The following is a 19,045-nucleotide window of genomic DNA, read 5'->3' on the forward strand; positions in this document are numbered from 1 at the left end:
TCTCATCTTTTATATGGATGTTTAGTGCGGCACAGGCTAGCTTCGAAAAATGACAAATTAAGTGAGATTTCATGTCAAAAAAAAGACATTATTGTGACGGTCGTTAGCAGGTACCTGCTGACGAAAGTGGATGGACTCATGTGGCAGTGGACGCGGAACAGGCAAATGCCCCCGGATCTGATTTACCTCTCAGAGCAACACAGTGGCGAGAGGACTTGATCGGATCAACGATACTGTAGAAGCCAGAGAAGAGTAAAGAAATAAACAACGGGTGTCAGTTTTGTCAATATATGTCAAACACAAAAAAACCGGCGTTGCGAACACGCAAAGCCGGTTATTCGGTCACATAAACGTGATCAATCCACTTCTTTCGCCGCAATACGGGCTGCCCACTCAATCGGGCCAGTCATGTGAACAGATTCACCTTTGGTATCCACGGCAACTGTCACCGGCATATCCACCACGTCGAACTCATAGATAGCTTCCATACCCAGGTCATCAAATGCCAGTACCTTGGCCGCACGAATCGCCTGGGATACCAGATAAGCAGCACCACCTACGGCCATGAGGTACACCGCTTCGTTGTCCTTGATGGCCTCAATCGCCAGAGGGCCACGCTCGGATTTACCAATCATGCCCAGCAGTCCGGTTTCTTCAAGAATGGTGCGGGTAAACTTGTCCATACGGGTTGCGGTAGTCGGGCCAGCCGGGCCAACCACTTCTTCACGTACCGGGTCGACCGGACCCACGTAATAAATAAAGCGGCCTTTCAGATCCACTGGCAGCTCTTCACCACGGGCCAGCATTTCCACCATACGTTTGTGGGCCGCGTCACGGCCAGTCAGCATCTTGCCGGACAAGAGTACGGTTTCGCCGGTTTTCCAGTCTTTTACGTCTTCTGGCGTCACTGTGTTCAGATCCACACGACGTACGCTGTCACCCACTTCCCAGCTGATTTCTGGCCAGTCTTCCAGCTTCGGTACCGGCAGTACCGCCGGGCCGGAGCCATCCAGCTCAAAATGCGTGTGACGCGTTGCTGCGCAGTTAGGAATAATGGCAACCGGCTTGTTGGCTGCGTGTGTCGGATAATCTGCCACTTTCACATCCAGAACCGTGGTCAGACCACCCAGCCCCTGGGCACCAATCCCCAGTTTGTTGACCTTTTCGTACAATTCCAGACGTAGTTCTTCGGCACGATTGCTGGCACCACGCGCTTGCAGCTCCTGGATATTGACCGGCTCCAGCAGCGATTCCTTGGCGATTTCCATGGCTTTTTCTGCTGTGCCACCAATACCAATTCCCAACATGCCTGGCGGGCACCAGCCAGCGCCCATGGTCGGGATTTGCTTCAGTACCCACTCCACCACATCGTCAGACGGGTTCAGCATGGCAAACTTGGACTTGGCCTCAGAACCACCGCCTTTGGCTGCCACGTGCACGTCAACGGTATTACCGGGTACCAGCTTCATGTGAATCACGGCAGGCGTATTGTCTTTGGTGTTGGTCCGCTTGCCGTCCGGGTCCGCCAGCACGGAAGCGCGCAGGACGTTGTCCGGATTCAGGTAAGCACGGCGTACACCTTCGTTACACATGTCTTCTACCGACATGTCGCTTTCAAATCTGACGTCCATACCAATGGTCAGGAAAACGGTGACGATACCAGTGTCCTGACAGATCGGGCGCTTGCCCATGGCACACATACGAGAGTTGATCAGAATCTGGGCCATGGCGTCTTTGGCGGCCTTGGACTCTTCACGCTCGTACGCGGCGTGAACCGCATCGATAAAGTCTTTTGGGTGGTAGTAGGAAATGTACTGCAACGCATCAGCGACGCTTTGGATCAGGTCTTCTTGCTTGATCACTGTCATGGTGGGTTCTCTCTCTGTGCTCTCTCACGGGTGCCCTGGCTCCGTCTTGCGACAAAACGCTCAGCAGTGCAATGCGCCAGACCGATGCTGGCGCGAACGGTGGCCGATTGTACCCGAAGGAACAAGCGGCTCAAATGCGCTAGACAACGCCTTTAGTCACATATCACTTCGTGGCGGCGGGCGCGTGTAACGTGGTGATACGTAACTCGACCTGACGTAATTGCTTACGCAGGCTGTCGATTTCCTGCTGACGACTGGCCAGCGATGTTTTCAGACTGGCGACATTCCGGCTCGCCATTTGTACGGCCTCGCTGTTCTGGGCGATACGCAGCTCGGATTCCGGCAAGGATAGCAGCCCCGCTTCGTTGGCCGAGACTCGCTCAGACAAGGCACTGCTCGCCAGTTGCTGCTGTTCCAGCAGCGTTTGTTGTTCTGTCAGGCTAGTCTCTATCCTTGACTGGAGCGCCTTCAGCGACGCAATGCTTGCAGCAATGGCCTTTTCATTACTGGCAATCAGGCCCTTGTTGCGCTTGTTGGCCACATCCCACAATTTGCGAATTTCGGAATCGTGTTCTTTTAACAACACCTTCAGCGCATCCAGCGACAAACTGGCGTTTTCACCAGTAGCAGATAATCGCTCGTTCAGCAGCTTCAGATTGCTCGACTGCTCCTCGATAATCTGTCGGGCTTCCAGCAGTTCATATTGCTGTGCCTGCAGCATTTTAAAAAGGTAGGCACCACCCCCAAGGGCAGCCAGCGCCAGCAACACAGCGACCACCGCCAAGCCGGAGGAGCCACTGGGTTTACTGTCAGCTTTGGCCGGTGATGTACGGCGCGGTTTGGTTTGCCGCTGACGCATTTCGATATCGTCTTGCGATGGTTTGATATCAGGAATAAGCGGTTCTTTAACGTTGTCCATAAGGATTTCCGCAATTGGAGATCAAAAAATAAATGGCCCGCAGTATACAAACATTAGCGCTGAAATACTGATGGGACTGGAATTTTTCCTCCGCGTTGCCGCCCGGGCGGCCAGCTCACCACCACGCCAGCAGCCACGACCACAGCCGGAGCAACAGACCCCAAGCAACAGCACGAAGGACGGCGACAGGCGGTACGACAACATAAACTCACCATCATTCATGGCAACCATGCTCGATAGATATTCACTATCAGTAACACATAGCCCCTCTGCCCGCGCCGGTGTTATCATGCTGCGACTTCGGAAGGCGGGATGGAGCCGTTGAATTATTTTTATAAAGCCCCATCTACCCCTGAATGCAACCACCCAGCCTGATAATGGAGAACGCTCATGGCTTTCGAACTGCCTGCTCTGCCATACGAAAAAACTGCTCTGGAACCTCACATTTCCGCAGAAACCCTCGAGTTCCACCACGGTAAACACCACAACACCTACGTCACCAAACTGAACGGCCTGATTGGTGGTACCGAATTTGAAGGTAAAACCCTGGAAGAGATCATCAAGTCTTCCTCCGGTGGCGTATTCAACAACGCCGCTCAAATCTGGAACCACACCTTCTACTGGAACAGCCTGGCACCTAATGCCGGTGGTGCTCCAACAGGTGCAATTGCAGATGCAATCAACGCTGCCTTTGGTTCTTTCGAAGAGTTTCAAGCCAAGTTCAACGACATGGCTGTCAACAACTTCGGCTCCAGCTGGACCTGGCTGGTGAAAAAAGCAGACGGCACTCTGGACATCGTCAACACTTCCAACGCCGCTACACCAATCACAGAAGAAGGCCTGACGCCTCTGCTGACGGTTGATCTGTGGGAACACGCCTACTACATCGACTATCGCAACGTACGCCCGGATTACCTGAAAGGTTTCTGGGCACTGGTGAACTGGGAATTTGCGAACGCTAACTTCGCTGCCTGATCACCACGCCAATAAAAAAAGGAGCTTCGGCTCCTTTTTTTATGTCAACACGTTACTGACGCAGGCATACCATCAGCGACCAGCCACTACGCTGACGTCCTGGCGTTGTTTGTTTTCTATCACGCTGCCGGAGTTTCCATGCAACTGTTACTCGCCTCTTCATCCCCCTACCGACGCCAACAGCTGGCCCAGCTGGGCCTGCCGTTTGACTGGGCCAGTCCAGATATTGACGAAACCCCATACCCTGATGAAAGCGTTGATGCCTGTGTGCAGCGGCTCTCTGAACAAAAAGCACGGGCACTGGCAGCACAATACCCGCAACACTGGATCATCGGCAGCGACCAGGCCTGTTCTCTCAATGGCGAAGTGGTCAGCAAACCGGGGAATCATGAGCAAGCCCGGCAACAACTGTTGGCCAGTTCAGGCCAGCGTATTTGTTTTTCGACCGGTGTGGCCTTGTGGCATGCCGGTGAAATCACCAGCGCAGTCGAGCATGTTGAGGTGCAGTTCCGGCCATTGTCTGCGGAAGAGATTGAGGATTATCTGATGCTTGAACAGCCGTACGATTGTGCTGGCAGTTTCAAGGTTGAAAGCTTGGGCATCCATTTGTTTGATGCCTTGCACGGGCGCGATATCAACAGCCTGATCGGACTGCCGTTGATTCGCTTGTGTGACCTGATGCGTGCGGCCGGGCTGAATCCTCTGGGTCTGGCTGCCCATTACCGCAAGACGACTCGTTTGGCATAACAGCAAGCGACATCAACAAACAGCATCAGCGGCAACACAAGAATAACGGCAAGCCGTTCCCCGGCACGGGGAACGCTCTATCAACAATCATCGACTAATGGTTGTTTGGCTAACGGTTGTTAAGGACGTCCATCAAACAAACGTTCAAGCGAGGCATCAATATCATCACTACCCAGTTGATCGGATAGCTCAAACTCCCAGATACCATTGTACTTCTCACGGGTCACGTCACGGGATGTCTCGGCACTGTTCACAATGGTCGGACGCAGGAACACCATCAAGTTACTTTTGACATGCTCACTGCTGGATGAACGGAACAGCCAGCCCAGTACCGGAATATCCCCGAGCAGCGGCACCTTGCTGGTGCTTTCGACGATATCATCACGAATCAGTCCCCCCAGTACGATTGTTTCTTCGTTACCGGTCAGAATCATGGTTTTGATCGAACGCTTGTTGGTAATCAAATCAGCGCTGCCCGAAACGGTCGTGGTTGATACCGATTCTGCGGTGGCTTCCACTTCCAGACGAATGGCAGTGCCATCATGAATATGTGGTTTTACCTTCAGCGTCACACCAATATCTTCGCGGGTGATGGTGGTAAAAGGGTTGGAATTACTGCTGGATGATGTCGAGCCGGTAATAAAGGGCACGTTCTGGCCAACAATGATTTCCGCTTCCTGATTGTCCATGGTCATGATGCTGGGCGTCGACAGCAGATTGGTATTGCTGTCGCTTTGCAGCGCCTGCAGAATCAGGCCAAAGTCCAGCAAGCCATTGTCCTCGCTGTAAGCCCCCAGGGTCAGACCACTGCTGACGGCGCTGGTGTAGGTCTCCGACGCAATGCTGGTGGCAATGGTACTGAGCGACGGCCCGGCATTGCTGAAGTTGGTCATCGCGACCGGGTTATCCAAATCGCCGGATATCCATTGCACCCCCATTGCATCACTGACGTCACCAGTGACTTCCACAATTGCAGACTCAATCAGCACCTGGGCACGGCGCACATCCAGCGATGCCACCAGCTCCTGGATTTCTTTCATCAATGATGGCTCTGCACGTACGACCAGCGCATTCAGCTCTTCATCCGCATGGATACCCACCGTACCTTTCACCTGTTCGGCGTCTTTATCGCTACTGGTGGCTTCGCTCATCAGGTTTTTCAACAAATCAGCCAACTTGGTGGCATCTGCATATTGCAGGCGAATCACCTGGGCCGTACCACTGAAATACGACGGCTGGTCGAGCTGTTCAATTAATACCCGAATACGGTCACGGGCGGTTTTTTCACCTTTGATAATCAACCGGTTGCTGCGCTCATCGGCCACAACACGGATGGTGCCTGCGGTGTTATCGCTTTCTCCGTTACCTTGCACCACCTTGGATGGGTCCAGGCTTTGCAACATGGTAACAACATTCCCCACCCAGGCTTCTTTCAGCTGCACCACTTCCAGCTCATCGTTGCCGGATTTATCAAGCCGGTCGATGATCTGCTCGATACGACGAATATTCATGGCATGGTCGGAAATAATCAGCGCATTGGCAGACTTTACCCCGGCAAGATGGCCGTACTTGGCCACCAGCGGACGCAAGATAGGCACCAGATCCAGAGCCGGGGTATTCTTGATCATGATCACCTTGGTGAGCATTTCCTGGCTGTCGTTGGTTGATTGCGTATTCAGGTCACGGCCAACCTGCTTGACCTCGTTTTGCTGCACAATCAGCACCACGTCTCCTGCCGGAACCGCGGCATAACCGTGTACCTGCAGCACGGAAAGAAACAGTTCATACACCCCGGTAGAATCCAGTGCTTCACTGGTCAGGACGTTGACCTTGCCTTTGACACGCGGGTCAACCACAAAGCTTTTGCCGGAAATGTCCGCCACCTGGCTGATAAAAGCACCGATATCGGCTTCTTTCAGATTGATCTGCCAGCTTTCCTGGGCACTGACCGTAAAGCTCAGCGAGACCAGGACAGCCACTACCCAATGTTTAAACACACCCATATCTTTAATTCAGCCTGTGGTTAACGGTAAAACGATCATTGCCGCGTTGTACTTCGATACGCACACTTTCAGTATTCTGCAAGTCAGCCAACAGACTCTGGTCACTGGCCGGATCGCCCAGTGACTGGCCATTAATGGACAACAGCAAATCTCCGGGTCGGAGTTTGAACTGCATCAGGGGCGAGCCGGGTTGTACCCGATACCCCTGACCACTCCCTTGTGCTGCCAGCCCCATACGACCCAGTGCTTCCAGCGGATCATCCTCCAGCTCGGACGTTGCCAGGTCGACCAGTTCGGTGGCATTACGGACCTTGCTGAAGCGTTCTTTCAACGAGCTGGCGCCGGACCTTGATTTGGCCTCCGGCACCGCCCGCACATCTGACCCCCGACTGGTGTGCTCTTCAAATTTGAGCGTTTCGAGCTTGCCAGCGGTGTCCAGAATGACCTTGTCGGGGTACACCCCGGCCAGGCGGGTGCGGCCCTGTACCGTATCACCCATACGATAAAATTCGCCGGAACGACCGGCAGCCGAGATAATCGCACTGGATAACTCTTCCCGAGAGGACTGATTGATCCCCATCAAGGTTAACTTCAAGCGGGTATCCGGTGCTTCCACCGCTTTTTGTACGACTCGGGGGGCAACTGCCGTTGCCTCGCCAAACAGATGGTAAGCCGCCGTTCCGCGCACCTGCCCATCGTCACTGTCAGTACTTGCCTGAGCCGGCGCTTTCAACACTAACGGCGTCGGGGCGATAACCATCCAGGCCAACTGTGCACTCTGCCAGCTTAATAAAACCGTCAGCACCAGCTTGCCCGTCAGTAATGTCCACTTTTGCCATAACAGCGGCTCTACCACATTCTTTTCCAAATCGACTGCTCCGAATCGGCGCCAAGGTTATAGAATCTTTCGCGACACTTCAAAAATCACGGTGTCTACTTCGGCTTTGTCCGGCCAGGTTTGCCCCAATACATCAATCATCCGGCGTCGTACTGCCACCCCTGCCCAGCCATCGGGCTGTACAAATCCTTGTACCAGCGGCTGGCCTTCAACGGTTGTCACATCCAGCACCGCCTGTTCCTGTGTCATGCCCAGTTGTCCGACCAGCATCGGCACGTCGGCAGAGATACGCTTGCGTTGTACCGGAAATACTGCGCTACCGCCACCAAACACCAGGCGACCATCCAGAGCACTGATTACCCGGGTATCCAGATGAATCACCGCCGACAGGTCGCTGGCTTCGATATTGCCAGACAATTCCACCCGGGACGGTCTCAGCAGCGGCCGTAACAGCTCGGTATCCAGAAAACCATCCAGGCCACGGATATGCAGCGCTTGATCAGCCCCCAGACGAGCCAGACCCTGCAATCGCACGAAAGGTGATGTCAGGGTCAAATCCACTTCGGGTGCCGCCACCAGAAGCGAAGCAGGCGATAAACGCCACTCGGCATCCAACAAACCCAAATCCCGTTGCTCAGCCTGTACTTGCCCGTGCCAGATCGTTCCAGACACAGACCTGACATCAACCGGCAAATTCTTTAGCTCGGGTTCCAACATGCGCCAGACAAAATGTAATGGCGCATTGACGACCAGAAAGATCAAGAAGGCAAACAAACCAAGCAGCAGATACCAGCGAGCTGCCCAAATAGCTGAAAACATGATGATTATTGTGTCCGTATCGCTACAAATTGCATGCCATTCTACTGACAGGACGCCGGAGTCTAAAGCGAAGTTATGACATCCATGTAACAATTACACAATGTGACGGTAACAAACATTCTGCTCCCGTTCGTCTCGTTTCTATAAACCTGCCAACAAACGCCGCTGCATCGCTGCATCGCCAGCAATCAACCGTTCCTTTTGCGTACGGCTCAATTGCTTGGCCCGATACTCGACTTTCAAGGCGACAGACTTGTTTGGCAGTTCCCAACTGAAATCCAGCTGCAAGGGTGCCTTGCCCCGTAACGCCCGCGCCGCCCGCACGCCTCCGGCACTGTGCTCACGGAAACGCCGGATCACATGCGTGCTGACGCCACAATACAAGGTATCGTGGCGAGTACGGATAAAATACAGAAACCAGCGCGTGTCGGCAGCACTGGCACCGGCCGCAACATTGGCGTCATACTGTAACTCTGCCATCGATATACTCTCTGCTTTGATCATGACGATGCCGGTGCTATCAGCCCTGCACGTCAAGGAATGCTCCATGACCCGGATACTCGCGCACTCATCTGCCAGCCCCCAAGCCCTTTTTCGTGAGCCAGTCAGCGGCTTTAGCCATCTTGCCGGCGCTCTTCTTTCGCTGGTAGCACTTTATATTCTGTATAGCCGGGCAGCGCAGTACGGCAACCTCTGGCACATTGTATCTTTCAGTCTTTTTGGCATCACCATGCTGCTGATGTTTGCCAGCAGTGCCCTGTACCACCTGGTACAAGGCTCCGGGCAAACAATCACCCGGCTCAAGCGGCTGGATCATATCGCGATTTTTTTACTGATCGCCGGAACCTACACCCCGTTTTGCCTGATTCCACTCCATGGCCCGATGGGCTGGTGGTTGTTTGCAATCGTATGGACGCTGGCGGGATTTGGCGTGGTACTGAAACTGGTCTGGATTACCGCACCACGCTGGCTATCAACTCTGGTGTATGTTGCCATGGGCTGGCTAGTGGTTGTCGCAGCGCAGCCCGCCATGGAACGTATCCCGGTTGACGCCCTGTTATGGCTGGCCGCTGGCGGCGGCTTCTACACCGTTGGTGCAATGATTTACGCTTTCAAGTGGCCCAACCCGTGGCCAGATCATCTGGGGTTCCATGAAATCTGGCATTTATTTGTACTGGCCGGCGTATTCTGTCATTTTTGGGCGATTGCCTTTGGCCTCGCGGATTTACCCGTTCCTCCATCGTCGCCTGCATGAGAAAGCGACCATGACCAATGCGAACAGCAACTCTGCCATCACCACGGGCTGACCCATTCTCAACCAACAGAACGCCATGACTGATTCCGAAACCGAACTGGAAATTTCCAGCCGCCTCTCCATTCCACTGTATCAGATTGACCTGCAAGCCATCCGTGCCCAGGGTGCCGGTGGCCAGAACGTCAACAAGGTATCCAGTGCCATCCATTTGCGCTTTGATATCGGTGCATCGTCCCTGCCTGGTTATATCAAGGAACGCCTTGCCAACATCTCGGACAGCCGGATCAGCAAGGACGGCATCATAGTGATCAAGGCCCAGCAACACCGCACCCAGGAAAAAAACCGCCAGGATGCACTGGATCGTCTGGCAGAGCTGATCCGCAAAGCCACGGTGGTCTTGCCACCCCGGGTTGCTACTCGCCCGACGCGTTCATCACAGCGTAAACGGGTCGACCAGAAAACCCGCCGCGGCCAGATCAAGAACATGAGAGGCAAGGTGAACAAATACGATGGCTAACCAATGAGCCAACGATAAAAACGTTGCATCCTTGCCAGAATCCACCACGTCAAACAACCCGAATTCCCTCTCGGCCCCATTGCTAGCTGCTCATGCCCCCGGATGCCGCTGGCACGATCCAGCAAGCCGCCGGTCTTCATTCAACAACAGCCGGCCACCCTGGTGGTATGACCTGAACACTGGCAGGTGTTCTAGTGGGGGCTGGTTTGGTAATCTTAGCGGCTCGATTTCCAGCTATCGCTGGCACAGCCTCTAAACCCCTTATTGTCCTCGGTGCGTATGCAAGCCACAGCAAAAAAAGACTCAAAACCCGCTCAAACCCCGATGATGACGCAATACTTGCGAATCAAATCCGAGTTCCCGGACACCATGCTGTTTTATCGCATGGGAGACTTCTACGAACTGTTTTTTGATGACGCAAAAAAAGCAGCGCAACTGCTGGATATCACCCTCACCGCCCGTGGCCAGAGCGGCGGCAAGCCGATACCGATGGCCGGTGTGCCTTACCATGCCGCCGATAACTACATCGCCCGACTGGTCAAACAAGGTGTCTCGATTGCCATTGCTGAACAGATTGGCGATCCGGCCGCCAGCAAGGGCCCGGTAGAACGCAAAGTTGTGCGGGTAATCACTCCTGGCACCCTCACCGACGAAGCCTATCTCGATGAGCGCAGTGACAACCTGATCGTCGCCGTCTGCGCCCAGCACACAACCTATGGTCTCTCGGTACTGGAAATCTCCAGCGGACGTTTTTCGGTACTGGAAGTCACCACCGAGGCTGAGCTACTGGCCGAAATCGAACGCCTGCGCCCGGCCGAACTGCTCTATGCCGAAGACCAGCAGCTACCCGCAGAACTGCCAGCACGCGCTGGCGCACGGAGCCAGTCGCCCTGGCATTTTGATGCCGACAGCGCCTTCCGCTTGTTAACCCAGCAATTAAAAACCAGGGATTTACGGGGCTTTGGCTGTGAAGACATGACCCTGGCGGTACGTGCCGCCGGTGCGCTGCTGAATTACGCCCGGGAAACCCAGCGTAATGACCTGCCCCACGTCCGCTCATTGCAGGTTGAACTGTGCGACGATGCCATTGTGATTGATCCGGCCAGTCGCCGAAACCTTGAAATAGACATCAACCAGCAAGGCGGCAACAGCCATACCCTGGCCTGGGTAATGGATAAAACCGCCACCGCCATGGGCAGTCGCTTGCTGAAACGCTGGCTCAACCGGCCAATCCGCAACCTCACGCTACTGGAGCAGCGCCAGACACTCATCAAACAGTTGTTAGAGACCGGCAGCTGGCAAGACCAGCAACCCTTGTTACGCCAGATTGGTGATATTGAACGGATTCTGTCCCGCGTTGCTCTGGGGTCGGCCCGCCCTCGCGATCTCGCTCGCCTGCGCGATGCCCTGACCGTCTTGCCAGCCGTTCGCAGTTTGCTTGAGCCTGTCGACAGCCTGCTGGCCCAACAACTGTGGAGCGAGATTCAGGAGTTCCCACAGTGGGTTGAACGCCTGCAAGCCGCCATTATCGACAACCCGCCGGTCGTTATTCGAGACGGCGGGGTGATTGCTCCGGGTTATGATGACGAACTGGATGAGTTACGCAGCCTGAGTGAAAACGCCGGTGATTTTCTGCTGCAACTGGAAACCCGCGAACGGGAACGCACCGGCATCAGCACCTTGAAAGTCGGTTACAACCGGGTGCACGGCTATTACATCGAGATCAGCAAAGCCCAATCCGCCGATGCACCAACTGAATATATTCGCCGCCAGACACTCAAAAACGCCGAGCGCTTTATTACCCCGGAATTAAAAACCTTCGAAGACAAGGCATTAAGCGCCAAAAGTCGTTCCCTGAGTCGGGAAAAACACCTCTATGATCAGCTGGTCATCGACCTGGGTCTGGCACTGCCGGGGTTACAAACCTGTGCCGCAGCACTGTCGCAGCTGGATGTGCTGGTCAACCTCAGTGAACGGGCCGACACCCTGCAGCTGACCTGCCCGACCTTGACCAGTGACGCGGTGATTGATATTCGCCAGGGGCGCCATCCGGTGGTCGAAGCCCTGCTCGACGATCCGTTTGTGGCCAACAACACCCACCTGGATAACCGCCGCAAGATGCAGATTATCACTGGCCCCAATATGGGCGGTAAATCGACCTATATGCGTCAGGTGGCCTTGATTGTCTTGCTCGCCCATATCGGCAGCTATGTCCCCGCCGAACACTGTACCCTGACCACGGTTGACCGTATTTTTACCCGCATGGGTTCGGCCGATGATGTTGCCGGTGGCCGCTCGACCTTTATGGTAGAGATGACCGAAACCGCCAATATTCTCCACAACGCCACCGCCAACAGCCTGGTATTGATGGATGAAGTCGGACGCGGTACCAGCACCTTTGATGGCCTATCGCTGGCCTGGGCCAGTGCTGCCTATCTGGCCGAAAAAACCGCCGCCTATACTCTGTTTGCTACCCACTATTTTGAAATGACGGCACTGCCGGAGTCTCACCCCCAGGTGGCGAACGTACACCTCAAGGCAACAGAACACGAAGACCGGATTATCTTCCTCCATTCGGTAGAAGACGGCCCGGCCAGTCAAAGTTACGGCTTGCAGGTCGCACAACTGGCCGGCGTGCCCGCTGTAGTGATCAACAATGCACGGCAGCAATTGCAGAAACTGGAACAAGGCAGCTTGCCCCCAACCAGCAGCCCGGCATCAGTGACACCCGGTATTGCCGAGCCACCTCTCCAATCGGATATGTTCGCCAGTGTCCCTTCCGCAGCCGAAACCCGCCTGGCAGAACTGGACCCAGACAACCTGACGCCCCGTGCCGCCCTGGAGTTACTGTATGAACTCAAGCGGCTGGTCTGAGCAGAGCTGACAGACAGGTCGAAAAACAGAGTGTTGCCACCACCGCGCAAGCCAACAACCACACCAACCCCTTGTTTGGCTTGCGACCTGACAGACGGATACCTAGAATGAACGCTTATTCCAAGCCTGAGCAAAGAACTCAGGTATCCAACCGATTAGCCTGCGCCAACTCACTGTCTCTGGCGCACCATGAGGAGATATTCCATGCCTTTTGTTGTCACCGACAACTGCATCAAATGCAAATACACCGACTGTGTTGAAGTCTGCCCGGTCGATTGCTTTTACGAAGGCCCTAACTTTCTGGTGATTCACCCGGATGAATGTATTGATTGCGCATTATGCGAACCAGAATGCCCCGCAGAAGCGATTTATTCCGAAGACGAAATCCCGACAGGTCAGGAACAGTTTATTGAATTGAATGCCGAGCTGGCAGAAATATGGCCGAACATCGCCGAGCGCAAAGAGCCGCTGAAAGATGCCGAAGAGTGGGATGGTAAAGAAAACAAAATTGCCATGCTGGAGCGCTAGGGCGCAAGAATCCAGCGGATTATTCGGGCCGTATGTCTGGCGGCCACTGCATTCAGTCTGGCCATTGCCAGGCTGAATGGCTTGAACTGCCCCTGTCATTCGCTCACCGCAGGCGGTACGACGAACGAGTGTCAGGGGCGGCGTGTCAGGCTTCGCCGAACAGGGTCTCGGCATTCAATCCCTGACCTTCCATGATATCGCGCAGGCGTTTTAACCCTTCAACCTGAATCTGGCGTACTCGTTCACGGGTCAGATCGATCTCATGACCAACCTTTTCCAGCGTGCTGATATCATGACCTCGCAGCCCGAAACGACGGGATAACACTTCCCGTTGTTTTTCTGGCAGCTCATCAATCCAGTGTTCCAGATTGTTCTGGATATCGTTTTTCTGCAGCTCTTCACCAGGATCAGCACTGCGCTCATCAGCAATGGTATCCAGCAAGGACTTGTCGGGTGAACCAGCCAATGGCGTATCCACCGAAGTAACTCGCTCATTCAGCTTCAGCATCCGTTTTACATCGGCTACCGGCTTGTCCATCAGCAAGGCGATCTCTTCAGCGCTTGGCTCATGATCCAGCTTTTGGGTCAGTTCACGGGCCGCGCGCAAATACACATTCAGCTCTTTCACCACATGAATTGGCAAGCGAATCGTCCGCGTCTGGTTCATGATGGCACGCTCAATGGTCTGACGAATCCACCAGGTAGCGTAGGTTGAAAAACGGAAACCACGCTCAGGATCGAACTTTTCGACCGCCCGGATCAGCCCCAGATTGCCTTCTTCAATCAGATCCAGCAAAGCCAGACCCCGGTTGAGATAACGGCGAGAGATTTTTACCACCAGACGCAAATTGCTTTCAATCATGCGACGGCGTCCCATCTCGTCACCCTTGATCGCCAGGCGAGCGTAATGCACTTCTTCTTCTGCAGATAACAGCGGAGAGAAGCCAATTTCATTCAGATACAACTGGGTTGCATCCATTGACTTGTAAGTGCTGTCGTCGGTAATTCGTTTTCCGTCCTGGTGACTGTCCGAACCTTCTCGTTCGTCACGCTGCTGTTGTACCGCCATAATCCTTCCCGCCTGTTTAATTCTTTTATTGTACAAAGAGTTAAACATGATCCATGCCAGAACAACTGTTCACAGAATAATTGGTGCGGTTAGCGCGCTGGCAAGTACAGCAAGGGATCCACCGGCTTACCGTTTTTACGGACTTCAAAATGCAGTTTCACGCTGTCTGTGCCGGTAGAGCCAACCTCAGCAATCACCTCCCCGGCCTTGACCTGATCTTTTTCCTTAACCAGTATGCGGCTGGCGTGGGCATAGGCGCTGAGATAGGTTTCATCGTGCTTGATAATCACCAGGTTGCCGTACCCCCGCAGTCCCTGACCGGCATACACCACGGTGCCTCCAGCGGCGGCAGACACCGATTCTCCCTGCACTCCTGCCAGATCAATCCCTTTATTGACGGGTTTTGAGGTCGAAAATTGAGCCAGTATCTTGCCAGGCACAGGCCAGCGCCACGCAGCACTGCTAACCGGTTCGGTGGTTACCGGTGTGACGACAATCGGTACCGGAGCAGTGGCAACAGGAGTGGTAGCAACAGGGCCGGAGACCACCGGTGTTGAGGGTGTTGAAACAACAGGTGTCGACGTAACAGTGGTTGAAACGGCCGCTGGCGGAGCCGTCGGTGCAGAAATAACGGGGGCTGGTGCTGCAGGTGCCGGTTTACTGACGCTGGTAGAAGCAGACGATGGATTACTCACGGCAACGGTCGATGACTTCGCTCGAACGTCAATTTTCTGACCCGGAAATATCGTATAGGGGCTGGAAATACCATTGGCTCTGGCCAGACCTTGATAATCCAGACCGTAACGCCAGGCAATGGAGTAGAGCGTGTCGCCTTTTCTAACGACATGATAGCCTGACGAATTATTGACGCTCCCGGTCGGCTGATAGATCGAGCCTTCAGAGCCGCCGAATTTTTCTTCGGTGGAAATAAAGCCGCTGCCTGAAGAGCAGCCAGCCAGTGTGCCAATAATCACGGCGACAATAATCACAGTCAGGCGTTTCATGGTGTTTCCTGATTGGTTGGTTCTTGACACCTTGGAGTGACAGATTTTCATTAGCAGGCGCACGTTGAACCAGTCTAACGACACTATGTAATAATAGACCCTTAACCCCTGACGGCCGGTTCCGGCCATCAGCAAAGATGAGTCAGTCGGCATCACCTTGACGTTTGGCGATCCATTCAAGCAACAGCACCGTCGCCAGCCCGGCCACCATCAACAACAGCGCCAGCAGTAAATCGGTACCGATATCTGGCAGAATATTCTGCTGATACACCGGCACTGTCTCTCCCTTGCTGTTCAGGCGGGTGGTCAGCGTTTCTTTCCAGGGCCAGACCTTGACCAGCGAGCCGATCATAAATCCCGTCAAAATCGCAAAGGTTGCCTCTCGCCAACCGGCCAGCAACCAGCTGAGAAAGCGGGAAAAACTCAACAGTCCGATCACGGCTCCAGCACCAAACAGAGCCATAATGCCCAGATCAAAACTTTTTAATGCCCCCAGAATCGGTTCGTACAACCCCATCAACAATAAAATAAAGCTGCCGGATATACCCGGCAAAATCATGGCACAGATAGCGATACTCCCCGCCAGAAAAACCACCAGCGGTGTGGCTTCAATCGAGGTTGGAGCGGCCATGCTGATCCAGCCTGCCACCACGGCTCCTGCCGCCAGTAATAACAGAGTGGGCGCATTCCATTGACGAATCTCACGGCCAACATGCACCACCGACGCGATAATCAAACCAAAAAAGAAAGCCCACAGCCAGACCGGGTAATGCACCAGCAAATAATGAATGCCTTTGGCCAGGCTCAGAAGTGCAGTCAGCACCCCGGCTCCCAGAATAACCAGAAAGGTGCCATTGATATGCTGCCAGGCGGCTTTCGGGCCTTGCTTGAACAACAACCTCACCGCCTCGGCATCGACCTTGCGGATAGAACCCAGCAACTGATCATAAATACCGGTGACAAATGCGATCGTACCGCCAGAGACGCCAGGAACCACATCGGCCGATCCCATCGCGATACCTTTCAGAAACAGCCAGAAGTGGTGCATGTAAAATCCTTGTTAACAAAGGGAAAACTAACGCTGAATCCCGGACAGAAAAGGGACAAACAACACATCTTCCAGAATCTCAGTGACAAAGGTGTCACCATCACGGGTAATCAGAGTCAGTTTTTGCTGCTCACCCCCTACTGGAATCACCATCCGGCCACCATCGACCAGTTGTTCCTGTAGCGCACTGGGCACCTGTTCCGGGGCCGCGGCAACGATAATACCGTCAAACGGGCCTTTTTCTGGCAGTCCCCAGCTTCCATCCGATAATGAGCAATGGATATTACGGTATTCCAGTTCAGAAAGACGGTTTCTGGCACGAGAAAACAGTGGTTCTATGCGCTCAACACTGAAGAGATGATCCACCAGCGGTGACAAGACCGCCGCCTGATAACCACAGCCGGTTCCAACTTCCAGTACCCGCCCAAGACGTTGCTGATTACCCAGCAGGATTTCCGTCATCCGGGCCACGGTATAGGGCTGGCTGATGGTCTGACCATAACCAATGGGCAAGGCAGTGTCTTCATAGGCCCGATGTGCCAGGGCTTCATCGATAAATACATGCCGTGGCGTTGACGCTATCACGCTGAGCACCTGCTCATTACTTACACCCGCTTCCCGTAAGCGCTGCACCAGCCGATTCCGGGTGCGCTGGGATGTCATTCCTATTCCACTCAGTTGTTGCGTATCCAACCACCTATCTCCATTAACCAAGCACTGATTGCATATGCTCCAGCACCGCATGCCGAGTCATGTCCATTTGAATCGGGGTAATCGAAACATACCCCGCTTCTATTGCAAAAAAATCGGTTTCCGGCCCGGCATCCGCGACAGCACCAGCAGCAGAAATCCAGTAACACTCTTTACCCCGCGGATTGGTCGCCAACACCGGATTATCCGAACGGTAGCGATGACCCAACCGGGTTATCCGATGACCTTTCAGTTCAGCGTATGGTCGATCCGGCACATTGATATTGATCACCGAGTGCGGAGGCAGCTGCAGCTGTTCCAGTTGGGGGAACAATGCCACCAGAACACGGGCAGCAGTATCAAAATGCTGTTTGCCCACCAGGGAAATCGCAATCGGTGTCTTATCCAGAAAACGACCTTCCATCGCCGCTGCCACGGTGCCGGAATACAATACGTCATCACCCAGGTTGGCCCCGGCATTGATGCCTGAAACCACCCGTTCACACTGATCGCGAAACAGGGCGTTGGTGCCCAGATGCACACAATCCGTCGGTGTACCGTTAACGCAATAAAAGCCGTTTTCAAGTAATACCGGGTGTAACGGGCCATCCAGTGTCAGGGAATTACTGGCACCGCTGCGATCACGATCCGGGGCAATCACCGATAACTCATGGCCGGCCTGTTGCAGATATTCCGCCAGAGTCCGTAACCCCGGTGCATGGGCACCATCGTCGTTGGAAAGCATCAACCGGCTCATGGGATTTCTCCTGCTGCTGTGGTGTCGATAACAGCCGCCGCCATACGGTCCGGCTCACGGACTGTCAGTACTTCTTGTAATAGTGACGTCGCATAATACCCGGCTCCCAGCGAAAAACAGACTCGCAATTGCAATGTCTCGTCATCACATTGCTGCCATTGCCAACTCATGCGCTCCGGTTTCACCACCAGCGCTCGCCGCTCCTGGCTCAAGCCGCTGTGTTCCAGAGCATCCAGTACGTCGCTATAGGGAGCCAGGACTTTTGCTTCAAACGCCAGCGCCTCCTCCGTGGCCAGCGAACGGCCCCGCCCCCACATCGGTGCGGTCGTCTCACCGGCTGGAGTCAGGGGTTCGCCCAACATGGGCGTTGTCCAGTCACCGGCAACGATTCGTGCTGCCACCACCTGATTAAACATCCAGGATCGAACAGCCGATAGATAAAGGCCTTTTTTATTGGCATTCCGTACCCGGATTTCACGGCGCAACATGGCCACCCCCTGAGGCACATTCGCACCGCCATGACCAAAACGCTGGGCACCAAAATAGTTGGGGTAGCCCCGGTCACGAATAGCGGTCAGGTTGGCGTCAATCGCTGCCTGGGATCCTTCGACCTCACGGAGCAATAATTCAAAACGGTTGCCCAGCAAATCACCCCGGCGTATTTTTTTCGAGTGGCGTTGCTGCTGCATCACACGGAATTCATCGTGCTGCAGGGCCAGAAAGTCCGGCGTCTCTCCCTTGGGAAAATACACACTGAACCACTGGCGGGTGATCGCATAACGATCCTTGAGGCCGGCAAAACCGACATCCATATCGCGCACACCTGCGTAACGCGCCAGCTCCGACGCCACCCATGCGGTATTGGCTCCACGCTTTTCGACCCACAGCCAGATATGTTCACCTTCTCCCTGAGGCAAGGCCAGCGGCAGCTCATCAACGATAAAGTCCTCCGGCACCTGCTTGAGTATGCCGTGGGCAGCGGTGTCCGGTAAGGATGCAGGCCAACCAATGGGCCAGTGATGGTTCGCCGTGGTGACGTCAGGTTCTGCTGATGAAGCAGAAGCAGGAGCAGCAGTGCTATCGATGGAATCAGTCAAAGAATCAGTTACTCAGTTATCAGTTCTGGTAGCCACC

Annotated in this window: 18 protein-coding genes; 6 read left to right on the forward strand and 12 right to left on the reverse strand. The window is 54.4% G+C overall.

Annotated elements, in window-relative coordinates; all coding sequences use genetic code 11:
- Positions 1-356: 356 nt before the first annotated feature.
- Entirely contained in the window at positions 357-1,868 is a 1,512-nt protein-coding gene (locus Q8W22_RS04390; RefSeq protein ID WP_303432177.1) for a fumarate hydratase, read from the reverse strand.
- 163 nt (positions 1,869-2,031) lie between these two features.
- Positions 2,032-2,787: a hypothetical protein gene (locus Q8W22_RS04395; RefSeq protein WP_305414506.1), complete on the reverse strand. Its 756-nt coding sequence runs from the start codon at positions 2,785-2,787 to the stop codon at positions 2,032-2,034.
- 390 nt (positions 2,788-3,177) lie between these two features.
- On the opposite strand from Q8W22_RS04395, the gene sodB reads away from it, so the two are divergent.
- A complete protein-coding gene (gene sodB / locus Q8W22_RS04400; protein ID WP_303432180.1) occupies positions 3,178-3,762 on the forward strand; it encodes a superoxide dismutase [Fe] in 585 nt (194 codons plus the stop codon).
- A gap of 138 nt (positions 3,763-3,900) precedes the next feature.
- On the forward strand, positions 3,901-4,509 hold the full coding sequence (locus Q8W22_RS04405) for a nucleoside triphosphate pyrophosphatase (protein WP_305451706.1): 609 nt from the start codon (positions 3,901-3,903) through the stop codon (positions 4,507-4,509).
- Positions 4,510-4,628: 119 nt separating this feature from the next.
- Here the strand turns inward: Q8W22_RS04405 and gspD are convergent, their stop codons facing one another.
- From gspD to Q8W22_RS04425, 4 genes are all read right to left on the reverse strand, one after another.
- Complete coding sequence (gspD, locus tag Q8W22_RS04410) at positions 4,629-6,512, reverse strand: type II secretion system secretin GspD (protein ID WP_303432184.1); 1,884 nt, start codon at positions 6,510-6,512, stop codon at positions 4,629-4,631.
- 4 nt (positions 6,513-6,516) lie between these two features.
- Positions 6,517-7,380 (reverse strand): type II secretion system protein N, encoded by an 864-nt coding sequence (locus Q8W22_RS04415; protein ID WP_303432185.1) that lies wholly within the window; start codon positions 7,378-7,380, stop codon positions 6,517-6,519.
- Between the two features lie 27 nt (positions 7,381-7,407).
- Positions 7,408-8,169, reverse strand: a complete 762-nt coding sequence (gene gspN / locus Q8W22_RS04420) for a type II secretion system protein N (protein ID WP_303432186.1) — start codon at positions 8,167-8,169, stop codon at positions 7,408-7,410.
- A gap of 141 nt (positions 8,170-8,310) precedes the next feature.
- A complete protein-coding gene (locus tag Q8W22_RS04425; protein WP_305451707.1) occupies positions 8,311-8,649 on the reverse strand; it encodes a GIY-YIG nuclease family protein in 339 nt (112 codons plus the stop codon).
- 67 nt (positions 8,650-8,716) lie between these two features.
- Here Q8W22_RS04425 and Q8W22_RS04430 point away from each other — a divergent pair, with 67 nt between their 5' ends.
- The 4 genes from Q8W22_RS04430 (at position 8,717) to fdxA (ending at position 13,343) form a co-directional block, all read left to right on the forward strand.
- Positions 8,717-9,424 (forward strand): hemolysin III family protein, encoded by a 708-nt coding sequence (locus Q8W22_RS04430; RefSeq protein ID WP_303432190.1) that lies wholly within the window; start codon positions 8,717-8,719, stop codon positions 9,422-9,424.
- Between the two features lie 76 nt (positions 9,425-9,500).
- Complete coding sequence (gene arfB / locus Q8W22_RS04435) at positions 9,501-9,941, forward strand: alternative ribosome rescue aminoacyl-tRNA hydrolase ArfB (protein WP_303432192.1); 441 nt, start codon at positions 9,501-9,503, stop codon at positions 9,939-9,941.
- A 279-nt stretch (positions 9,942-10,220) separates the two neighbouring features.
- The gene (gene mutS, locus Q8W22_RS04440) at positions 10,221-12,815 is read left to right on the forward strand and encodes a DNA mismatch repair protein MutS (protein ID WP_305451708.1); all 2,595 of its coding nucleotides are present in this window, start codon (positions 10,221-10,223) and stop codon (positions 12,813-12,815) included.
- Between the two features lie 204 nt (positions 12,816-13,019).
- Positions 13,020-13,343: a ferredoxin FdxA gene (gene fdxA, locus Q8W22_RS04445; RefSeq protein ID WP_303432195.1), complete on the forward strand. Its 324-nt coding sequence runs from the start codon at positions 13,020-13,022 to the stop codon at positions 13,341-13,343.
- 145 nt (positions 13,344-13,488) lie between these two features.
- Here the strand turns inward: fdxA and rpoS are convergent, their stop codons facing one another.
- From rpoS to truD, 6 genes are all read right to left on the reverse strand, one after another.
- Entirely contained in the window at positions 13,489-14,412 is a 924-nt protein-coding gene (gene rpoS / locus Q8W22_RS04450; protein WP_303432197.1) for an RNA polymerase sigma factor RpoS, read from the reverse strand.
- Between the two features lie 89 nt (positions 14,413-14,501).
- Positions 14,502-15,416 (reverse strand): peptidoglycan DD-metalloendopeptidase family protein, encoded by a 915-nt coding sequence (locus tag Q8W22_RS04455; RefSeq protein ID WP_305451709.1) that lies wholly within the window; start codon positions 15,414-15,416, stop codon positions 14,502-14,504.
- A gap of 142 nt (positions 15,417-15,558) precedes the next feature.
- Positions 15,559-16,464, reverse strand: a complete 906-nt coding sequence (locus Q8W22_RS04460; protein WP_305451710.1) for a DUF368 domain-containing protein — start codon at positions 16,462-16,464, stop codon at positions 15,559-15,561.
- Between the two features lie 27 nt (positions 16,465-16,491).
- Positions 16,492-17,127, reverse strand: coding sequence for a protein-L-isoaspartate(D-aspartate) O-methyltransferase (locus Q8W22_RS04465; RefSeq protein WP_370694162.1), 636 nt, complete (start codon positions 17,125-17,127; stop codon positions 16,492-16,494).
- 43 nt (positions 17,128-17,170) lie between these two features.
- Positions 17,171-17,911: a 5'/3'-nucleotidase SurE gene (gene surE, locus Q8W22_RS04470; RefSeq protein WP_303432203.1), complete on the reverse strand. Its 741-nt coding sequence runs from the start codon at positions 17,909-17,911 to the stop codon at positions 17,171-17,173.
- Positions 17,908-19,008 carry a tRNA pseudouridine(13) synthase TruD gene (gene truD, locus Q8W22_RS04475; protein ID WP_303432205.1) on the reverse strand — a complete coding sequence of 367 codons (1,101 nt, stop codon included), beginning with the start codon at positions 19,006-19,008 and terminating at the stop codon, positions 17,908-17,910. The genes surE and truD overlap by 4 nt, the downstream gene beginning before the upstream one ends.
- Positions 19,009-19,045: the final 37 nt, after the last annotated feature.

The organism is Oceanobacter sp. 1_MG-2023, from assembly GCF_030689025.1.
Lineage (GTDB): Bacteria > Pseudomonadota > Gammaproteobacteria > Pseudomonadales > Oceanobacteraceae > Oceanobacter.